The sequence below is a fragment of the Streptomyces gobiensis genome, from assembly GCF_021216675.1.
Taxonomy (GTDB): domain Bacteria; phylum Actinomycetota; class Actinomycetes; order Streptomycetales; family Streptomycetaceae; genus Streptomyces; species Streptomyces gobiensis.
Map to the genome: position 1 here is coordinate 539416 of NZ_CP086120.1, position 17044 is coordinate 556459.

Annotated in this window: 16 protein-coding genes; 3 read left to right on the top strand and 13 right to left on the bottom strand. The window is 68.6% G+C overall.

Annotation, left to right across the window (positions count from 1 at the left end):
- Positions 1–241: 241 nt before the first annotated feature.
- The 3 genes from test1122_RS02600 to test1122_RS02610 all read left to right on the top strand — a co-directional run bounded on the left by test1122_RS02600 (position 242) and on the right by test1122_RS02610 (position 2773).
- Complete coding sequence (locus tag test1122_RS02600) at positions 242–1216, top strand: heme o synthase (RefSeq protein ID WP_422396907.1); 975 nt, start codon at positions 242–244, stop codon at positions 1214–1216.
- A gap of 175 nt (positions 1217–1391) precedes the next feature.
- Positions 1392–1715, top strand: a complete 324-nt coding sequence (locus tag test1122_RS02605) for a hypothetical protein (RefSeq protein WP_232267527.1) — start codon at positions 1392–1394, stop codon at positions 1713–1715.
- Between the two features lie 26 nt (positions 1716–1741).
- Positions 1742–2773 (top strand): amidohydrolase, encoded by a 1032-nt coding sequence (locus test1122_RS02610; RefSeq protein WP_232267528.1) that lies wholly within the window; start codon positions 1742–1744, stop codon positions 2771–2773.
- A 292-nt stretch (positions 2774–3065) separates the two neighbouring features.
- Here the strand turns inward: test1122_RS02610 and test1122_RS02615 are convergent, their stop codons facing one another.
- The 13 genes from test1122_RS02615 to test1122_RS02675 all read right to left on the bottom strand — a co-directional run bounded on the left by test1122_RS02615 (position 3066) and on the right by test1122_RS02675 (position 16880).
- Positions 3066–4031, bottom strand: coding sequence for a COX15/CtaA family protein (locus test1122_RS02615; RefSeq protein ID WP_232267529.1), 966 nt, complete (start codon positions 4029–4031; stop codon positions 3066–3068).
- Between the two features lie 54 nt (positions 4032–4085).
- The gene (pgi, locus tag test1122_RS02620) at positions 4086–5765 is read right to left on the bottom strand and encodes a glucose-6-phosphate isomerase (protein ID WP_232267530.1); all 1680 of its coding nucleotides are present in this window, start codon (positions 5763–5765) and stop codon (positions 4086–4088) included.
- Positions 5766–5890: 125 nt separating this feature from the next.
- Positions 5891–6226 carry an RNA polymerase-binding protein RbpA gene (locus test1122_RS02625; RefSeq protein WP_277879789.1) on the bottom strand — a complete coding sequence of 112 codons (336 nt, stop codon included), beginning with the start codon at positions 6224–6226 and terminating at the stop codon, positions 5891–5893.
- A gap of 173 nt (positions 6227–6399) precedes the next feature.
- Positions 6400–6627, bottom strand: a complete 228-nt coding sequence (secG, locus tag test1122_RS02630; protein ID WP_232271724.1) for a preprotein translocase subunit SecG — start codon at positions 6625–6627, stop codon at positions 6400–6402.
- Between the two features lie 121 nt (positions 6628–6748).
- Positions 6749–7540, bottom strand: coding sequence for a triose-phosphate isomerase (gene tpiA, locus test1122_RS02635; protein ID WP_232267531.1), 792 nt, complete (start codon positions 7538–7540; stop codon positions 6749–6751).
- Positions 7541–7546: 6 nt separating this feature from the next.
- Entirely contained in the window at positions 7547–8758 is a 1212-nt protein-coding gene (locus test1122_RS02640) for a phosphoglycerate kinase (protein WP_232267532.1), read from the bottom strand.
- A gap of 115 nt (positions 8759–8873) precedes the next feature.
- Entirely contained in the window at positions 8874–9878 is a 1005-nt protein-coding gene (gene gap / locus test1122_RS02645) for a type I glyceraldehyde-3-phosphate dehydrogenase (protein WP_232267533.1), read from the bottom strand.
- A gap of 155 nt (positions 9879–10033) precedes the next feature.
- Positions 10034–11011, bottom strand: a complete 978-nt coding sequence (gene whiA, locus test1122_RS02650) for a DNA-binding protein WhiA (RefSeq protein WP_232267534.1) — start codon at positions 11009–11011, stop codon at positions 10034–10036.
- Positions 11002–12018 carry a gluconeogenesis factor YvcK family protein gene (locus test1122_RS02655; RefSeq protein WP_422397056.1) on the bottom strand — a complete coding sequence of 339 codons (1017 nt, stop codon included), beginning with the start codon at positions 12016–12018 and terminating at the stop codon, positions 11002–11004. The genes whiA and test1122_RS02655 overlap by 10 nt, the downstream gene beginning before the upstream one ends.
- A gap of 5 nt (positions 12019–12023) precedes the next feature.
- Positions 12024–12959 (bottom strand): RNase adapter RapZ, encoded by a 936-nt coding sequence (rapZ, locus tag test1122_RS02660; RefSeq protein WP_232267535.1) that lies wholly within the window; start codon positions 12957–12959, stop codon positions 12024–12026.
- 165 nt (positions 12960–13124) lie between these two features.
- The gene (gene uvrC / locus test1122_RS02665; RefSeq protein ID WP_232267536.1) at positions 13125–15140 is read right to left on the bottom strand and encodes an excinuclease ABC subunit UvrC; all 2016 of its coding nucleotides are present in this window, start codon (positions 15138–15140) and stop codon (positions 13125–13127) included.
- Positions 15141–15471: 331 nt separating this feature from the next.
- The gene (locus test1122_RS02670) at positions 15472–16128 is read right to left on the bottom strand and encodes an MBL fold metallo-hydrolase (RefSeq protein WP_232267537.1); all 657 of its coding nucleotides are present in this window, start codon (positions 16126–16128) and stop codon (positions 15472–15474) included.
- A 47-nt stretch (positions 16129–16175) separates the two neighbouring features.
- Entirely contained in the window at positions 16176–16880 is a 705-nt protein-coding gene (locus tag test1122_RS02675) for a maleylpyruvate isomerase family mycothiol-dependent enzyme (RefSeq protein WP_232271726.1), read from the bottom strand.
- Positions 16881–17044 lie beyond the last annotated feature (164 nt).

The following is a 17044-nucleotide window of genomic DNA, read 5'->3' on the forward strand; positions in this document are numbered from 1 at the left end:
CACCCGACGCCCAGGGCAACCAAAAGCCAACGGGCGTTTATTCCCTTATCGCCCCGCCGGAACGCCCGGGACCTGCCCGGCTTCCCCCACCGCCCAACACGACCCACCCCCGAAGCGGGTGGCGTAAGGCCAACGTCTAAAGTGGCGTGGTACGTGCGAGTCTTTACCGGGCCTTCACGCCGGTGCTCGTTTGTTCCCACATGGCGCCAGCCGCGCATGTCATTTGTGATCAGGGGTGTTCGTGACGGCCGTCGAATCCCGTCCCTCGGGTGGGGATACCTCCCCTACCCGGAGGGCTGTGGGGGAGCTCGATTCGAGCCCGGTACGCCGGCCGTTCAGTGCCCGGGTCAAGGCGTTCATCGCTCTGACCAAGCCCCGCATCATCGAGCTGCTGCTGATCACCACTATCCCGGTGATGTTCCTGGCGGCCGAGGGTGTGCCCAATCTCTGGCTGGTGCTCGCGACCTGCCTGGGCGGCTATATGTCGGCGGGCGGCGCCAACGCGCTCAATATGTACATCGACCGTGACATCGACGCGCTGATGTCCCGCACCTCGCAGCGGCCACTGGTCACCGGCATGGTCTCGCCGCGCGAGGGCCTGGTCTTCGGCCTCACCCTCGCCGCCGTCTCCACGCTCTGGTTCGGCCTGCTGGTCAACTGGCTCTCCGCCGCGCTCTCGCTGGGCGCCCTGCTCTTCTACGTCATCGTCTACACGATGTGGCTCAAGCGCCGCACCTCACAGAACATCGTCTGGGGCGGCATCGCGGGCTGTATGCCCGTCTTCATCGGCTGGTCGGCCGTGACCAACACGATTTCCTGGGCCGCCCTCGTCCTCTTCCTGGTCATCTTCTTCTGGACGCCGCCACACTACTGGCCGCTGTCGATGAAGGTGAAGGACGACTACGCCCGGGTCGGCGTCCCGATGCTTCCGGTCATCGCCTCCAACCGGGATGTGGCCAAGCAGATCGTTATCTACAGCTGGGTCATGGTCGCGGTCTCGCTAGCCCTGTGGCCCCTGGGCTACGTCGGCTGGTTCTACCCCCTGGTGGCACTGGCCGCGGGCGGCTGGTGGCTCTGGGAGGCCCATGCGCTGCAGGCCCGCGCCAAGGCGGGGGCGACGGGTGCGAAACTCAAGGAGATGCGGCTCTTCCACTGGTCGATCACCTACGTGTCCCTGCTCTTCGTAGCGGTAGCCGTCGACCCCTTCCTCCGCTAGTCACGGGGGCGGTTGCAGGAAACTGGGGGGAGGGGATCGGGGGCAGCTACCCACCCGCGCCCGGTACCGGCGCCCAGCCACCGCCGACGGAGCGAGGACGCCGTCAGGAAGGGGTGGCGGAAGCCACCCGCGGCTCCCGTCGCCAGTTGATCTACCTGCGGGTAGCATCCTGTTTATGGCAGACACGAAGCAGGCCCAGCACGAGGCGGCACGGCTCGCCAAGCAGATCACCGCGTTCGCCGAGAGCCACGGCGGCAGCGCGGAGGGCCAGATCTCGTACACCGGTCAGACCGGCGCCCGTATCGCTCTCGTCGGCGAGAACGGGGAGTGGGGCGATCTGATGGCCACCAGCCGGGAGATCGCCGAACAGGCGGTGCGGCAGGCCGGAATCTCTCTCCGTGAGACCTTCGACGGAGAGATGGCCGCGAAGGTGAAGACGGGCCCCTATGAGTGGTCGAGGATGGCGGGAAGCCAGCTCGGGGGCCCGAGCAATACCTGACGGTGCCCCCGGGCGTTAGTCCGGTCATGGAGCCCCTCGTCGATCAGTACAGCCGTGGTGCCCTGCACGGGGAACTGGGGCTGGGGACGTTCGAGGCCCAGCTGGCCGCTGCCACGGGTGGCGGGGCGGCGCCCCCGCCCGCTGGAAGCACCTTCTTCGACAGCCGCCTCGGCCTCGCCGTACGGCGCTGGTGCCCGCCGCTGCTCGGGCTGGAGCAGCACTGCACGCCCGTCCGTTATCTGGCCCGCCGCCGGGAGCTGGGCGCCTACAGCGCCGCGCGAGCGCTGCTGCGCGGCAGCGGCATCGGCACCTATCTCGTCGGCCCCGACCCGGACGCCTCCGGCGAGCTCACCACCCCGGACGAGTTGGCTTCCGCCGCCGAGGCGCGGGCCCACGAGGCGGTCTGTCTGCGTCAGCTCGCCGCCCAGATCGCTGATACCTCCGGAACGGTCGGCTCCTTCCTCACCAACACTGCCGAGGCGCTGTACGCCGCCGCTCGCGAGGCGATCGCCTTTGTCTCCGGAGACGGTTTTCTTGAGGAGAGCGCGCCCGAGCTCCCCGAAGTACACCGGGCCGTTGGGCGCTGGCTGCGCGACCGGCAGCGGCGGCTGGAGCCGGTCCTGGTCCGCCATCTGCTGTGGAGCGCCCTGACCACCGGCCGGCCGGTCCAGCTGCACTGCGCCGACCCCTCACCGCTGACCGGTTTTCTCCACGCCACCAGCGGCCTGGGCGCCACCGTGATCCTGCTGCCCCGCGCCCCTCACCACCGCCGCGCGGCCCAGCTGGCCGCCGCCTTCCCGCATGTCTACGCCGATATCGGGCCACGCCCCGCGGAGACCCTGGCAGAGGCGCCCTTCGGCAAGCTGCTCTTCTCCACCGGCGCCCGCGCGCTGCCCGAGCTGTACGTGGTGGGTGCCCGGCTCTTCACCGGCGCGATGAAGCGGCTGCTTGATGACTGGGTCACGGATGGCTGCTGCGGTAGAGGGGACGCGGAACGGATCGCCGCGAGGGTGGCTGGCGGCACGGCACGGCGCGTCTACGCGCTGGATGCCGCCTGACGGCCCCCCGGCCGGTGGGTGTGTCCCCGTATATCCCTCCCCTTCCCGCTGTGCCGATATGCGGCTCCGCCGCGTGGCGGGACTCCGCCCGGCTCCGGGTGCCGTGGGTGGGGTTCCCCGTATCCCGCCCCTTCCCGGAAACCGGGGCTCCGCCCCGGGGCCCCGGGGTTGGCCCGATGCGGGCGGGTGGCCCGGTGTTGTGCCCACCCATGCCGCCCCTCGGGCGGCACGGGTGCCCACAACACCTCGGGGGTCTGGGGGCGGTAGACACCAGTTTCGGGAAGGGGCCGGGTTAGGGGAGAGCCACCGGGACAGCGGAGGGGGCAGCGGGGGCGGCGGTAGCCGGGAGCGTGCTGCGCTCGCGCAGCGAGAGCAGCACGCGGAGGACCGCGATCCAGACCAGACAGGAGCCGAGCAGGTGCAGGCCCACCAGCAGCTCGGGGACATCCGAGAAGTACTGGGCGTAACCAATCACCATCTGGGAGGCCAGCACCAGCATCAGCTCCCGGGTCCGGGCCCGGGGCCCGGGCGGAGCATCCAGGACACGCAGCAAGAGCCACAGCGCCAGGGTCAGCACGACCACAACCCAGGCCAGAGAGGCATGCACCCGGGTGATGGTCTCCCACCCCACCCGGATCCGCTCCACCTCGCCACCATCGCCCGCGTGCGGCCCCGCACCGGTGACCACGGTGCCCACCACGACAAGAGCCGCGGCCGCGACCGTCAGCGCCACCGCCAGCTGCTTGAGGCGACGCCCCACCAGCGGACGCGGCGGGGCGTCACCCTCCCGGGCGCGCTGCCAGGTGATCAGCGCGACGGTGATCAGTGAGGTGGCGAGCAGAAAGTGCCCGGCGACGATATACGGGTTGAGGCCGGTCAGCACGGTGACGCCGCCGAGGACCGCGTTGCCCATGACGACCCAGAACTGGGCCCAGGCCAGCCGGGACAGCGTCGGCCGCCGTGGCTTCGCGGCGCGTGCCGCGACGATCGCCCAGCCGACCGCCGCGCACAGCACATACGTCAGCATCCGGTTGCCGAACTCAATGGCACCGTGCAGGCCCATCTCCGGGGTGGCGAACAGGCTGTCGTCGGTGCACTTCGGCCAGGTGTCGCAGCCGAGCCCGGAGCCCGTCAGCCGCACCGCCCCACCGGTGATCACAATGATCACGCTCATCAGAAGCGCGGACAGGGCAGCGCGCCGCACAGTGCGCTGGGACGGAGTCCAGCGCTGGGCGATACAGGCGAGGGGGGTCAGCACGGATCCATGGTAGGCGGGAGCTTGTGCCTGTTTTCACGAGGGGTGCCCCACGCTTCAGCGGCGCCCGCGCAGCTCCCGGTAGCGGGCGACCAGCGCACGCGTGGAGCCGTCAAGGCCCTCGACCGCCGCCCCTTCCGTCAGCGCGGGCTCGATCCGCTTGGCGAGGACCTTGCCCAGCTCAACGCCCCACTGGTCGAAGGAGTCGATGTCCCAGATCGCGCCCTGTACAAAGACTTTGTGCTCGTAGAGCGCGATCAGCTGGCCCAGTACGGACGGCGTGAGCCCGGTCGCCAGGATCGTCGTCGTCGGGTGGTTGCCCCGGAAGGTGCGGTGTGGCACCTGCTCCTCGGCGACCCCCTCGGCCCGTACCTCCTCTGCCGTCTTACCGAAGGCCAGCGCCTGACCCTGGGCGAAGAGATTGGCCATCAGCAGATCGTGCTGTTCCCGCAGCGGGCCCAGCTGCGCCACCGGCGCGGCGAAGCCGATGAGGTCGGCCGGGATCATCTTGGTGCCCTGGTGCAGCAGCTGGAAGTAGGCGTGCTGGCCATTGGTGCCGGGTGTACCCCAGACGACCGGCCCGGTCTGCCAGTTCACCGGCTTGCCCTGCCGGTCCACGGACTTGCCGTTGGACTCCATATCCAACTGCTGCAAGTATGCGGTGAATTTGGAGAGATAGTGGCTGTATGGCAGTACCGCATGCGATTGTGCCGCATGGAAGCCGCCGTACCAGACACCCAACAGGCCGAGCAGCAGGGGCGCGTTGGCCTCCGCCGGTGCGGTACGGAAATGCTCGTCCATCAGCCGGAAGCCGTCCAGCATCTCCCGGAAGCGCTCCGGGCCGATAGCGATCATCAGCGAGAGCCCAATGGCCGAGTCAAACGAGTAGCGCCCGCCGACCCAGTCCCAGAACTCAAACATATGCGCGGTATCGATACCGAATTCGGCGACTTTCTCCGCGTTTGTCGACAGCGCGATGAAGTGGAAGCCCACCGCCGAGGTGTCGCCGTCCAGCCCGTCCAGCAGCCACCGGCGGGCCGACTTCGCGTTGGTGATCGTCTCAATGGTGGTGAAGGTCTTCGAGGCGACGATGAACAGTGTCTCGGCCGGGTCCAGATCCCGTACCGCCTCATGCAGATCCGCACCGTCCACATTCGACACAAACCGGAAGGTCAGCTCGCGCGTGGTGAAGGGCCGCAGCGCCTCATAGGCCATGGCCGGGCCCAGATCCGAGCCGCCGATGCCGATATTGACAACGTTCCTGATCCGTCGGCCGGTGGAGCCCACCCAGTCGCCGGAGCGGACCGCGTCAGCGAAGGAGCTCATCTTGTCCAGCACCGCGTGCACGCCCGGCACCACATTCTCGCCGTCGACCTCGATCACCGCGTCGCGCGGGGCCCGCAGCGCGGTGTGCAGCACGGCCCGCCGCTCGGTGACGTTGATCTTCTCGCCGCGGAACATCGCGTCCCGCAGCTCCGCGACTCCCGCGGCCCCGGCCAGCTCCCGCAGCAGCCGCAGCGTCTCATCGGTGACCAGATGCTTGGCGTAGTCGAGATGCAGATCACCGACCTGGAGCTGGTACCGCTCGCCCCTGCGCGCGTCGTCCGCGAACAGGTCGCGCAGCCGCACCTCCCCGAGCTGCTCGCGGTGCTTGGCCAGTGCGATCCACTCCGGCATCCGGTCGAGCCGTTCGTGATCAGCCGAGCCAGTACGGCCTGCCGCGCCTACTGCGTTCATCTGCGAATTCAGCCCATTCTTCTCGTCCGTGCCCCGCCAGCTCCCCAACTTAATAGAGAAACGGCCTGGCCGCGCACTCCCTAGGGGTACGCGGCCAGGCCGTTCGTCTCTCGCTCAGGCACCGGTCAGATCTCGCCCCGGAGCTTGGCCAGCGCCTCGGCGAGAATGGCCTCGCCGTCGGCGTCACTGCGCCTCTCCCGCACATAGGCGAGATGCGTTTTGTACGGTTCCGTACGCGGTGGGTCCGGCGGGCTGTCCCGGTCCTTGCCTGCCGGGAAGCCGCACCGCGGGCAGTCCCAAGTCTCCGGAATTTGCGCATCACTGGCGAAGCTGGGCTGGGTCTCGTGCCCATTCGAGCACCAGAAGGAGATCCGGAGACGCGGCGCGGACTCGCCCCGCTCGGCCTCCCCCATCGGCCCCGCTCCGACCCGGCTTCCCCGGATCGCGTTGCCACTTGCCACGGTTGTAACTCCCTGCCTCATGGTGCTGCGAAGCGTCGAAAGCAGCTCCGCTGCGGGCGCCCTAGTGTATGTAAGGCCCAACGCGCGTCCGCTGATGGGAGTTACCCCCCACCGAGGGACGCGAGCCTCATGATAGGCAGGGAGTACGACGCTGTGTCAGCCGTCCAACGCCTTCATGACGTCTTCATCATGATGCCAAGCGCCACGATGATACCGAACCAGATGAGGCCGACCACGATGGTGATGCGGTCGAGGTTGCGCTCAGCGACCGAGGAGCCGCCGACAGACGACTGCATGCCGCCACCGAACATGTCGGAGAGGCCGCCGCCCTTCCCCTTGTGCATCAGCACCAGCAGCATCAGCAGCAGGCTGAAGACGATGAGGGCGATGGTAAACCCCATTTCCACGGCTGGACCAACTCTCTCGGACTCTTGATGGTGACGGTTTGGAGGAACTGTCGGGGCCGTACACCGGTGCCCGACCCCGACAGGGTACGACGGGATGGCCCCGTCGGCCTAGCTGTTACTGATCACGGAAGCGGACGATCTTGACAAACTCGTCCGCGTCCAGTGCCGCACCGCCGACCAGGGCGCCATCGATATCGGGCTGGGCCATGATCGCCGCGACGTTGCCGGACTTCACCGAGCCGCCGTACTGGATACGGACCTTTTCGGCCAGATCCTTGCTGTACAGCTCAGCCAGCCGGCCGCGGATCGCCCCGCAGACCTCCTGGGCGTCCCCGGGGGTGGCGACCTCACCGGTACCGATGGCCCATACCGGCTCATAGGCGATCACGATGGTCTCGGCCTGGTCGGCCGGAATGTCCTTCAGTGCCCCGTCGACCTGGGCGAGGGTGTGGGAGACCTGATTTCCCGCCTTACGGACGTCCAGGCCCTCACCGACGCACAGGATCGGGGTCAGATCGTGCTTGAAGGCGGCCTTCACCTTGCCGTTGCAGATCTCCTCGTTCTCGCCGTGGTACTGGCGGCGCTCGGAGTGGCCGATGGCGACATAGCCGCACTTCAGCTTGGCCAGCATCGCGCCGGAGATCTCACCGGTGTACGCGCCGGAGTCATGTTCCGAGATGTCCTGGGCACCGTACTTGATCTTCAGCTTGTCACCGTCGACCAGGGTCTGCACGGAGCGCAGATCGGTGAAGGGCACCAGGGCGGCGACCTCAACGGCGTCGTAGTCCTTGTCCGACAGGGCGAAGGCGAGCTTCTGTACATGGGCGATGGCCTCAAGGTGGTTGAGGTTCATCTTCCAGTTGCCTGCCATCAGGGGCTTGCGGCCCTGGGAAATGTCAGCTGCCATGTGGGGTCAGTCCTCCAGTGCGGCGAGGCCGGGGAGCGTCTTGCCCTCGAGGTATTCGAGGCTGGCGCCACCGCCGGTCGAGATATGGCCGAAAGCATTTTCGTCGAAGCCCAGAATCCGGACCGCGGCGGCGCTGTCGCCACCGCCCACGACCGTAAAGGCAGGGCTGTCGAGCAGAGCCTGGGCAACGGCCTTGGTGCCCTCGGCGTAGTCGGGGTGCTCAAAGACACCCATCGGGCCGTTCCAGAAGACGGTGGCCGCGTCGGCGAGCTTCGCGGCGTAGAGCTTATGGGTCTCCGGGCCGATGTCCAGTCCCTGCAGATCGGCCGGAATGGCGTCCGCGGGGATGGCCGTGGGGTGGGCGGGGGCCTTGGTCTTGAGGTCCGGGAACTCCGTCGCGGCCAGCACATCGACGGGGAGCACGAACTCCACACCGCGTTCCCTGGCCCGCTTGAGGTAGCCCTGGACCGCCGGGATCTGGTCCTCCTGAAGCAGCGACCCGCCGACCTCATGGCCCTGGGCCTTGAGGAAGGTGTACGCCATGCCGCCGCCGATGAGGATGCGGTCAGCCTTCTCCAGCAAGTGTTCGATCACCGCGAGCTTGTCGGAGACCTTGGCACCGCCGAGCACCACCGCGTAGGGACGCTGGACGTCCTCGGTGAGCTTCTTGAGTACCTCGACCTCGGTGGCGATCAGGCCGCCCGCGGCGTGCGGCAGCCGGGCCGGGAGGTCATAGACGGAGGCGTGCTTGCGGTGCACCGCGCCGAAGCCGTCGCCCACATAGGCGTCTGCCAGGGCGGCCAGCTCATCAGCGAAGGCGCCGCGCTCGGCGTCGTCCTTGGCCGTCTCACCGGCGTTGAAGCGAAGGTTCTCCAGCAGCGTGACCCCGCCGTCGCCGAGGGAGGCGACGGTGGCCTTCGCGCTGTCCCCTACGGTGTCGGTCGCGAAGGCGACGTCCTTACCGAGGAGCTCACCGAGCCGCTTCGCCACCGGGGCGAGCGAGAACTGCGGGTCCGGGGCGCCCTTGGGGCGGCCCAGATGAGAGGCGACGATCACCTTGGCGCCCGCTTCGGCGAGCTTGGTGATGGTCGGGACGGCGGCGCGAATGCGGCCGTCGTCGGTGATGGAATCCCCGTCGAGCGGAACATTGAGGTCGGCCCGGACGAAGACTCGTTGTCCGGCGACGCCCTCTTCGACGAGCTCGTCAATCGTCTTCATGGTTACTGACTCCTTGAGTGAAGGCCCTGCACGGAACGGGGCTCGTACGACGCGTCAGTGCGCCGTACGAGCCCCGGTTCCGGTCACATCTCGGTGTCTGCGATCGGCTGAGCGATCAGAGCTGGCCGCCGACGAAGACGGTCAGGTCCACGAGGCGGTTGGAGTAGCCCCACTCATTGTCATACCAGCCGACGATCTTGACCTGCTTGCCCTGAACCATGGTCAGAGCCGAGTCAAGGGTGCAGGAGGCCGGCCAGTTGACGATGTCCGAGGAGACGATCGGGTCCTCGGTGTACTCGAGGATGCCCTTGAGCAGGCCCTCGGCGGCCTTCTGGAAGGCACTGTTGATCTCGTCCCTGGTGGCCTCGCGCTCCAGCTCGAAGACCAGGTCGGTGACCGAGCCGGTCGGGACCGGCACCCGCATGGCGATGCCGTCCAGCTTGCCCTTGAGCTGCGGGAGGACCAGGGCGGTGGCCTTGGCGGCACCGGTGGAGGTCGGAATGATGTTCTCGGCTGCGGCGCGGGCGCGGCGCAGGTCCTTGTGCGGGAAGTCCAGGATGCGCTGGTCGTTGGTGTACGCGTGAACCGTCGTCATCATGCCCTTGACGATGCCGAAGTTCTCGTCCATGACCTTGGCCATCGGCGCCACACAGTTGGTGGTGCAGGAGGCGTTGGAGATGACGTGGTGGTTGGCCGCGTCGTACTTGTCCTGGTTGACGCCCATCACGATGGTGATGTCCTCGTTGCTGGCGGGCGCGGAGATCAGGACCTTCTTGGCGCCGGCGGCCAGGTGCTTGGCGGCGTCGTCACGCTTGGTGAAGATGCCGGTGGACTCGATGACGACATCGGCGCCGAGCTCGCCCCACGGAAGGGCGGCCGGGTCGCGCTCGGCCATCGTCTTGAAGGTCTGGTTGCCGACGGTGATGGTGTCGTCGGTGTGGCTGACCTCCTGCTTGAGGCGGCCCAGAATGCTGTCGTACTTCAGCAGGTGAACCAGGGTCGCGTTATCGGTCAGGTCGTTGACACCGACGATCTCGATGTCCGCCCCCTGCTCCAGCAGCGCGCGGAAGTAGTTGCGACCGATGCGGCCAAAGCCATTGATGCCTACGCGGATCGTCACGAACCGATCTCCTCGTTGGTACGCCGGTGCGGACACCGACGAGTTTTGTTTGGGATGTCCCCGACCACCCCCGACCCTACCGCGCCCGGGCGGCCCAGGTGACATCGGCCGGGGCGTGGCACCGGCCCGCCATCACGGGTATGGCGGGGGTCAGATCACCCCACCATTTCCTCGGTGAGGTTGGATTCGGTGCCCGGAATGCCCAGATCCTGGGCCCGCTTGTCGGCCATGGCCAGCAGTCGGCGGATACGGCCCGCGACGGCGTCCTTGGTCAGCGGCGGATCGGCCAGCGCGCCCAGCTCCTCCAAGGAGGCCTGCTTGTGCTCCATCCGCAGCCGCCCGGCGGCGGCCAGATGCTCGGGAACCTCATCGCCCAGGATCTCCAGCGCCCGCTGCACCCGGGCCCCGGCGGCCACCGCGGCCCGCGCGGAGCGGCGCAGATTGGCGTCGTCGAAGTTGGCCAGCCGGTTGGCGGTGGCCCGTACTTCGCGGCGCATCCGGCGCTCTTCCCAGGCGAGCACCGACTCATGGGCACCCAGTCGGGTGAGCAGCGCGCCGATGGCGTCACCGTCCCGGACCACGACCCGGTCCACCCCGCGTACCTCACGGGCCTTCGCGGCGATCTGCAGCCGCCGGGCGGCGCCGACCAGCGCCAGGGCTGCCTCGGGGCCGGGGCAGGTGACCTCCAGGGAGGAGGAACGGCCGGGCTCGGTGAGCGAGCCATGGGCGAGGAAGGCCCCGCGCCAGGCGGCCTCCGCGTCGCAGGTGGCCCCCGAGACCACCTGCGGCGGCAACCCGCGGATCGGACGGCCGCGGCCGTCCACCAGACCGGTCTGCCGGGCCAGCTGGTCGCCGCCCGCCACCACCCGTACGACATAGCGACTGCCCCGGCGCAGCCCGCCAGGGGCCATCACCACCAGGTCAGAGGCGTGCCCGAAGATCTCCAGAATGTCTTTGCGGAGTCTGCGGGCCGCGATGCCGGTGTCGAGCTCCGCCTCAATCACAATGCGCCCGCTCACCAGGTGCAGGCCGCCCGCGAACCGCAGGATCGACGAGACCTCCGACTTCCGGCAGCAGGTCCGGGTGACGGGGAGCCGGGAAATTTCATCCTTCACCGCTGCCGTCATCGCCATGGGCCGATCCTTCCATGCATCCGAAAAATACGGTCGTACGCGGCAGCCAGCAGTTCCGGATCGTGCTTCGGGGAACCATCCGGCGCGGCAACCGGTGCCAGCTCGACAGTGCCGCCGAGCCGCACAGCGGCCTCGCGCAGACTCTCCTGGTCGGGCACAGCATCCTGGTCTGCCAACACCACGTCGAAGGCGAGTTTAGGGGCGTGTCGTGCCAAAACCTCCAAATGACGCTGCGGGGAGAAACCATCGGTTTCCCCCGGCTGCGGTGCGAGGTTGAGTGAGAGGACCCGTCGGGCCTTGGTCTCGGTGAGCGCCTGGAGCAGGTCGGGCACCAGCAGATGCGGGATCACGGAGGAGAACCAGGAGCCGGGCCCGACCACGACCCAGTCGGCGTCGAGGACGGCCTCGACGGCCTCGGGGACGGCGGGCGGGTCATGCGGCACCAGATGCACCTGCTGCACCTCGCCGGGGGTGAGGGCCACGGTGGCCTGGCCACGCACGGTGGTCAGCTCATCGGGCCGCTCGGGCTCGTGACCGCGTACCAGCGCCTGCAGCTCCAGCGGCACCGCCGACATGGGCAGTACCCGGCCGTGCGCGCCCAGCAGCTTGCCGACCAGGTCCAGGGCGGCCACATGGTCGCCGAGCTGCTCCCAGAGGGCGACGATCAGCAGATTGCCCACCGCGTGGTTGTGCAGATCACCCTCGCTGGCGAAGCGGTGCTGGACGACCTGCGCCCAGGTCCGGCCCCATTCGTCGTCGCCGCACAGGGCCGCCAGCGCTTTGCGCAGATCACCGGGCGGCAGCACATCGAGCTCATCGCGGAGCCGGCCGCTGGATCCACCGTCGTCGGCGACGGTGACCACGGCGGTGAGGTCACCGGTGATCCGGCGCAGCGCGGTGAGCGAGGCGGACAGCCCCATGCCCCCGCCGAGCGCAACCACCTTGGGCTGTCCCTTGCGGCCGGGCAGCATCTTGCGGCGCCGCAGCCGAAGCGTACGGCCGGTCACTCGGCTCACTCGCGTCCCATGTCCCGGTGGACCACGACAGTCTCCACTCCTTCGGCGGCCAGCCGGCGGCCCAGCCGCTCGGACATCGCGACACTACGGTGCTTGCCACCGGTGCAGCCGACAGCGATGGTCACATACCGCTTGCCCTCCCGGCGGTAACCCGCGGCGATGAGCTGAAGCAGCTCGGCGTAACGGTCAAGGAACTCCTTGGCGCCGGGCTGGTTGAAGACATATGTGGCCACCTCATCGCTGGTCCCGGTGAAGGGACGCAGCTCCGGCACCCAGTGGGGGTTGGGCAGGAAGCGGCAGTCCACGACCAGATCGGCGTCAACGGGCAGACCGTACTTGTAGCCGAACGACATCACGGTCGCCCGCAGCTCAGGCTCCTCATCACCCGCGAACTGGGCGTCCATCTTGGCCCGCAGCTCATGGACATTGAGGCTGGAGGTGTCGATCACCAGATCGGCGTCACCGCGCAGCTCACGGAGCAGATCACGCTCGGCCTCGATGCCGTCGACGATCCGGCCGTCGCCCTGCAGCGGGTGCGGACGGCGTACCGACTCGAAGCGCTGTACCAGGGCGTTGTCGGAGGCCTCCAGGAAAACGATCCGCCGGGTGACGTGCTTGGCGGCGAGATCGGCCAGGGACTCCTTGAGGTTGTCGAAGAAGCGGCGGCCACGTACGTCGACGACGACGGCGATACGGGCCACATTGCCCTGCGAGCGGGCGCCCAGGTCGACCATGGTGGGGATCAGGGCGGGTGGCAGATTGTCCACCACGAACCAGCCCAGATCCTCCAGGCACTTGGCCGCGGTGCTGCGGCCCGCTCCGGACATACCGGAGATGATCACCAGCTCGGGGATGGTCACGCTCTCCGCGTTCCCGTTGTCCGCCGCTGTGCCCGTACTCACCTGTGCTCCCGCCTCATCATGCGTATCCATCTGCGATCCCCCGGTTCCCGACTGTGTCTTCTCGTGTCCGTCGCTGCGGCTGTCGCTGCGTTTGTCACTGCGTCTGTTACTGCGTCTGTTACTGCGTCTGTTACTGCGTCTGTTACTGCTCATCATCATCGTCGATCGCGTGATCTTCTGGGCGGGCCGAGCCTGTCATTCCTCTTCGATGATCTCGCCCGTCGCGGTATTCACCGCCGGCGTGGCCACGGTCTTGCCGGCCAGAGCGGCGGCGACCGTCTCGGCGGTCTTGCGTCCTACGCCGGGCACCTCGCAGATCTGCTCGACGGTGGCGGCCCGGAGCCGCTTGACCGAGCCGAAGTGCTTGATCAGGGCCTGCTTGCGGGTCTCTCCCAGCCCGGGTACGGCATCCAGGGGGCCCGTCTTCATCGAGCGTGACCGCTTGCCGCGCTGGTAGCGGATAGCGAACCGGTGGGCCTCATCACGGACCCGCTGGAGCAGATAGAGCCCTTCGCTGCTGCGGGGCAGCACCACGGGATCGTCCTCGCCCGGCAGCCAGACCTCCTCCAGCCGCTTGGCCAGTCCGCAGACGGCCACATCGTCGACTCCGAGCTCATCGAGTGCCGCCTTGGCGGCGGCGACCTGTGGCTGCCCGCCGTCCACCACAACGAGCTGCGGCGGATACGCGAACCGCTTGGGCCTGCCGTCCTCACCGCGCGCCCCGGCCTCACCGGGTGCGACGGGGCCCTCCTCACCCAGCGTCCCGTTCACCTCGGCGGTGTCATCAGGGCCGCCCCACTCCCCCGTCTTCTGCTTCTCCCGCAGATATCGGCGGAACCGGCGCCCGATCACCTCACGCATGGCGCGGACATCATCCTGTCCGGTGAAGCTCTTGATCTGGAAGCGGCGGTACTCGCTCTTACGGGCCAGACCGTCCTCGAACACCACCATGGAGGCGACGACATCCTCGCCCTGGAGATGGGAGATGTCGAAACACTCGATCCGCAGCGGCGCGGAGTCCAGCTCCAGCGCTTCGGCGATCTCCTCCAGAGCGCGGGAGCGGGTGGTGAGGTCGGAGGCACGCTTGGTCTTGTGCAGGGCGAGGGTCTGCTGGGCGTTGCGCTGGACGGTCTCCATCAGGGCCCGCTTGTCGCCACGCTGCGGTATCCGCAGGCTGACCCGTGCGCCGCGCCGCTCGGCCAGCCACTCGCTGACCGGCCCGAGCGCTTCCGGCAGGGCTGGGACCAGCACCTCCTTGGGAATGGCGTCGCCCTTCTCCTCGCCGTAGAGCTGCTGCAGCGCGTGCTCGACCAGACCGGCGGTGGTGACCGCCTCGACCTTGTCGGTGACCCAGCCGCGCTGGCCGCGCACCCGGCCGCCGCGGACATGGAAGATCTGCACGGCCGCCTCCAGCTCGTCCTCCGCCACGGCGATCAGATCAGCGTCGGTGGCGTCGGTGAGGACGACGGCGTTCTTCTCCATCGCCCGCCCCAGCGCCTCGATGTCATCACGCAGCCGGGCCGCCTTCTCATACTCCAGCTCCTCGGCGGCCTCCCGCATCCGGCGTTCCAGCCTGCGCAGATACGTGCCGGTGCGCCCGGCCATGAAGTCACAGAACTCCTCGGCGAGTTCGCGGTGGTCCTCGGGGCTGATCCGGCCGACGCAGGGGGCCGCGCACTTGCCGATATAGCCGAGCAGACAGGGCCGCCCGATCTGCGCGGAACGCTTGAAGACCCCGGCCGAGCAGGTACGTACGGGGAAGACCCGCAGCAGCAGATCGACGGTCTCGCGGATCGCCCAGGCGTGCCCGTACGGACCGAAGTACCGCACGCCCTTCTTTTTGGCGCCGCGCATCACCTGAACCCGGGGGAACTCCTCGTTCATGGTCACCGCGAGGAACGGATAGCTCTTGTCATCGCGGTACTTGACGTTGAAGCGGGGGTCGAACTCCTTGATCCAGGAGTACTCGAGCTGCAGCGCCTCCACCTCCGTGGCGACCACGGTCCACTCCACGGAGGCCGCGGTGGTCACCATGGTGCGGGTGCGTGGGTGCAGGTTGGCCAGATCCTGGAAGTACGAGGCGAGCCGCTGGCGCAGGCTCTTTGCCTTGCCGACGTAGATCACCCGGCGGTGCTCATCGCGGAACCGGTAGACCCCCGGTGAGTCGGGGATCTGTCCCGGCTTGGGTCGGTAGCTGGAGGGATCGGCCATGCGGCCACCCTACGACGGTGCGAGCGCGGTGCGAGCCCTGCTACGGGGGGACCGGAGCGCTGGGGCTGGTGTGGGTGGTGGGTTGCGTAGAGGGGCGGCCCCTCACCCCCGCCTGGCAGGGCGGTCCCCGGGTGCCGTGGGTGGGTTTCCCCGTGTCCCGGCCCTTCCCGTAACCGGGGCTTCGCCCCGGGCCCCGGGGGTAAGGCGGTGCGGCTGCGGTGGCCGGGTGTTGTGCCCACCCGTGCCGCCCCTCGGGCGGCCCGAGTGCCCACAACACTGTGGGGGTCTGGCGGCGTCAGCCCCAGTTTCGGGAAGGGGTGGGGTTGGGGACCTACCAGCCGCGGGCGCGCCATTCGTGCAGGTGGGGGCGCTCGGCGCCGAGGCTGGTGTCGTTGCCGTGGCCGGGGTAGACCCAGGTCTCGTCGGGCAGTTCGCCGAAGAGCTTGGTTTCCACATCCCGCAGCAGCGTGGCGAAGTTCTCGGCGTTACCGAAGGTGTTGCCAACACCGCCCGGGAAGAGGCAGTCCCCGGTGAACAGATGCGGGTGACCGTGCGGGTCGTCGTAGATGAGGGCGATGGACCCCGGGGTGTGCCCGACAAGGTGGCGGGCGGTGAGGCTGCAGGCGCCGAACTCAATGGTGTCGCCGTCGTCCAGCGGGACATCCGTCGGGACGGGGATGCCCTCGGCGTCATAGCGGCCCGCGTAGGTACGGGCTCCGGTGGCCTTGACGACGTCGGCGAGGGCCTGCCAGTGGTCGCCGTGCCGGTGCGTGGTGACGACGGCGCCGATACCGTCGTCACCGATCAGCTGAAGCAGGGTCTCCGGGTCGTTCGCGGCGTCGATCAGCAGCTGTTCGCCGGTTGTGCGGCAGCGGAGCAGATAGGCGTTGTTGTCCATCGGGCCGACGGCGACCTTGGAGATCATCAGATCGGCGAGCTCATGGACCTCGGCCGGGCCGCCGACGGTGACCTTCCCGGTGTAGGGCATGGGGTGAAGCTCCTTCCAGAGGACGGCCGCGGGCCGCGGCCAGTGTCTCAGAGCGGGGGCAGCGCGGGCAGGGATTCTCCGCTTACGGAGAGTCCGCCGCCGGTGGTACGGCCGGTGAGCCAGCCGGCCAGGGCGGTGGGCGAGCCCACGATGACCAGAGGGGCGCCTTCCTCCTGACGTCCGGTGTGCCAGCTGCGGCCGTCCTCGGCGCGCAGCTCGACCGCCGGGACGTCCGGATGGCCGGAGAAGCGCCTGGCCATGTTCGCCAGCTCACGGTCGACGAAGCCCCCCGGGAGGTCATCGACGGTGTAGCCGATACCCAGGTCGACATGGTGCAGCTCGACCTCGATCTGACGGCGGAAGGGAATGCTGGCGGCGAGGTCGGTGACCCCGTTGCGCAGCTCGACGGTGCGCTGCCACTGATCACCGGTGAGTGCGGCCATCGCCCGGTCCAGCCGGGCGGCGCTGGTGCGGATGTCGTCGAGCTGGACGGCGAGGGGACGGTCGGCGCCGCTTTCGATATCGGCGTCCCGGGCCTCGGCGCTGGCGTACATCGGGCGCCCCTGGAGGACGTTGACCAGGGCGTCGGCGTTACGCGCGAGATGGGTCAGCACATGACCGCGGGTCCAGCCGGGGAGCAGCGAGGGTTCGGTGACAGCGGCGGTTTCGGCGGCTCCTTCAGCGGCGTCCAGCTTTCCGGCAGCGGCCAGCAGGCGGTCGGTGGATTCCCGTACGGGCGGCGTCGTGCGCAGGCGAGGTCATGATCCAACGCTATCGCCGCCATACGTCCGGGTGAAGCTGGCCGACTTCCGCCCTGAATCGAATGCGCGTGCTATACGCTCGCGGGAGCGGTATCCCAGCGACATTCCGGCGGCTTCCCCCATACCCTTGGGCAGGGGCAGTGCCGTCTGGGCTA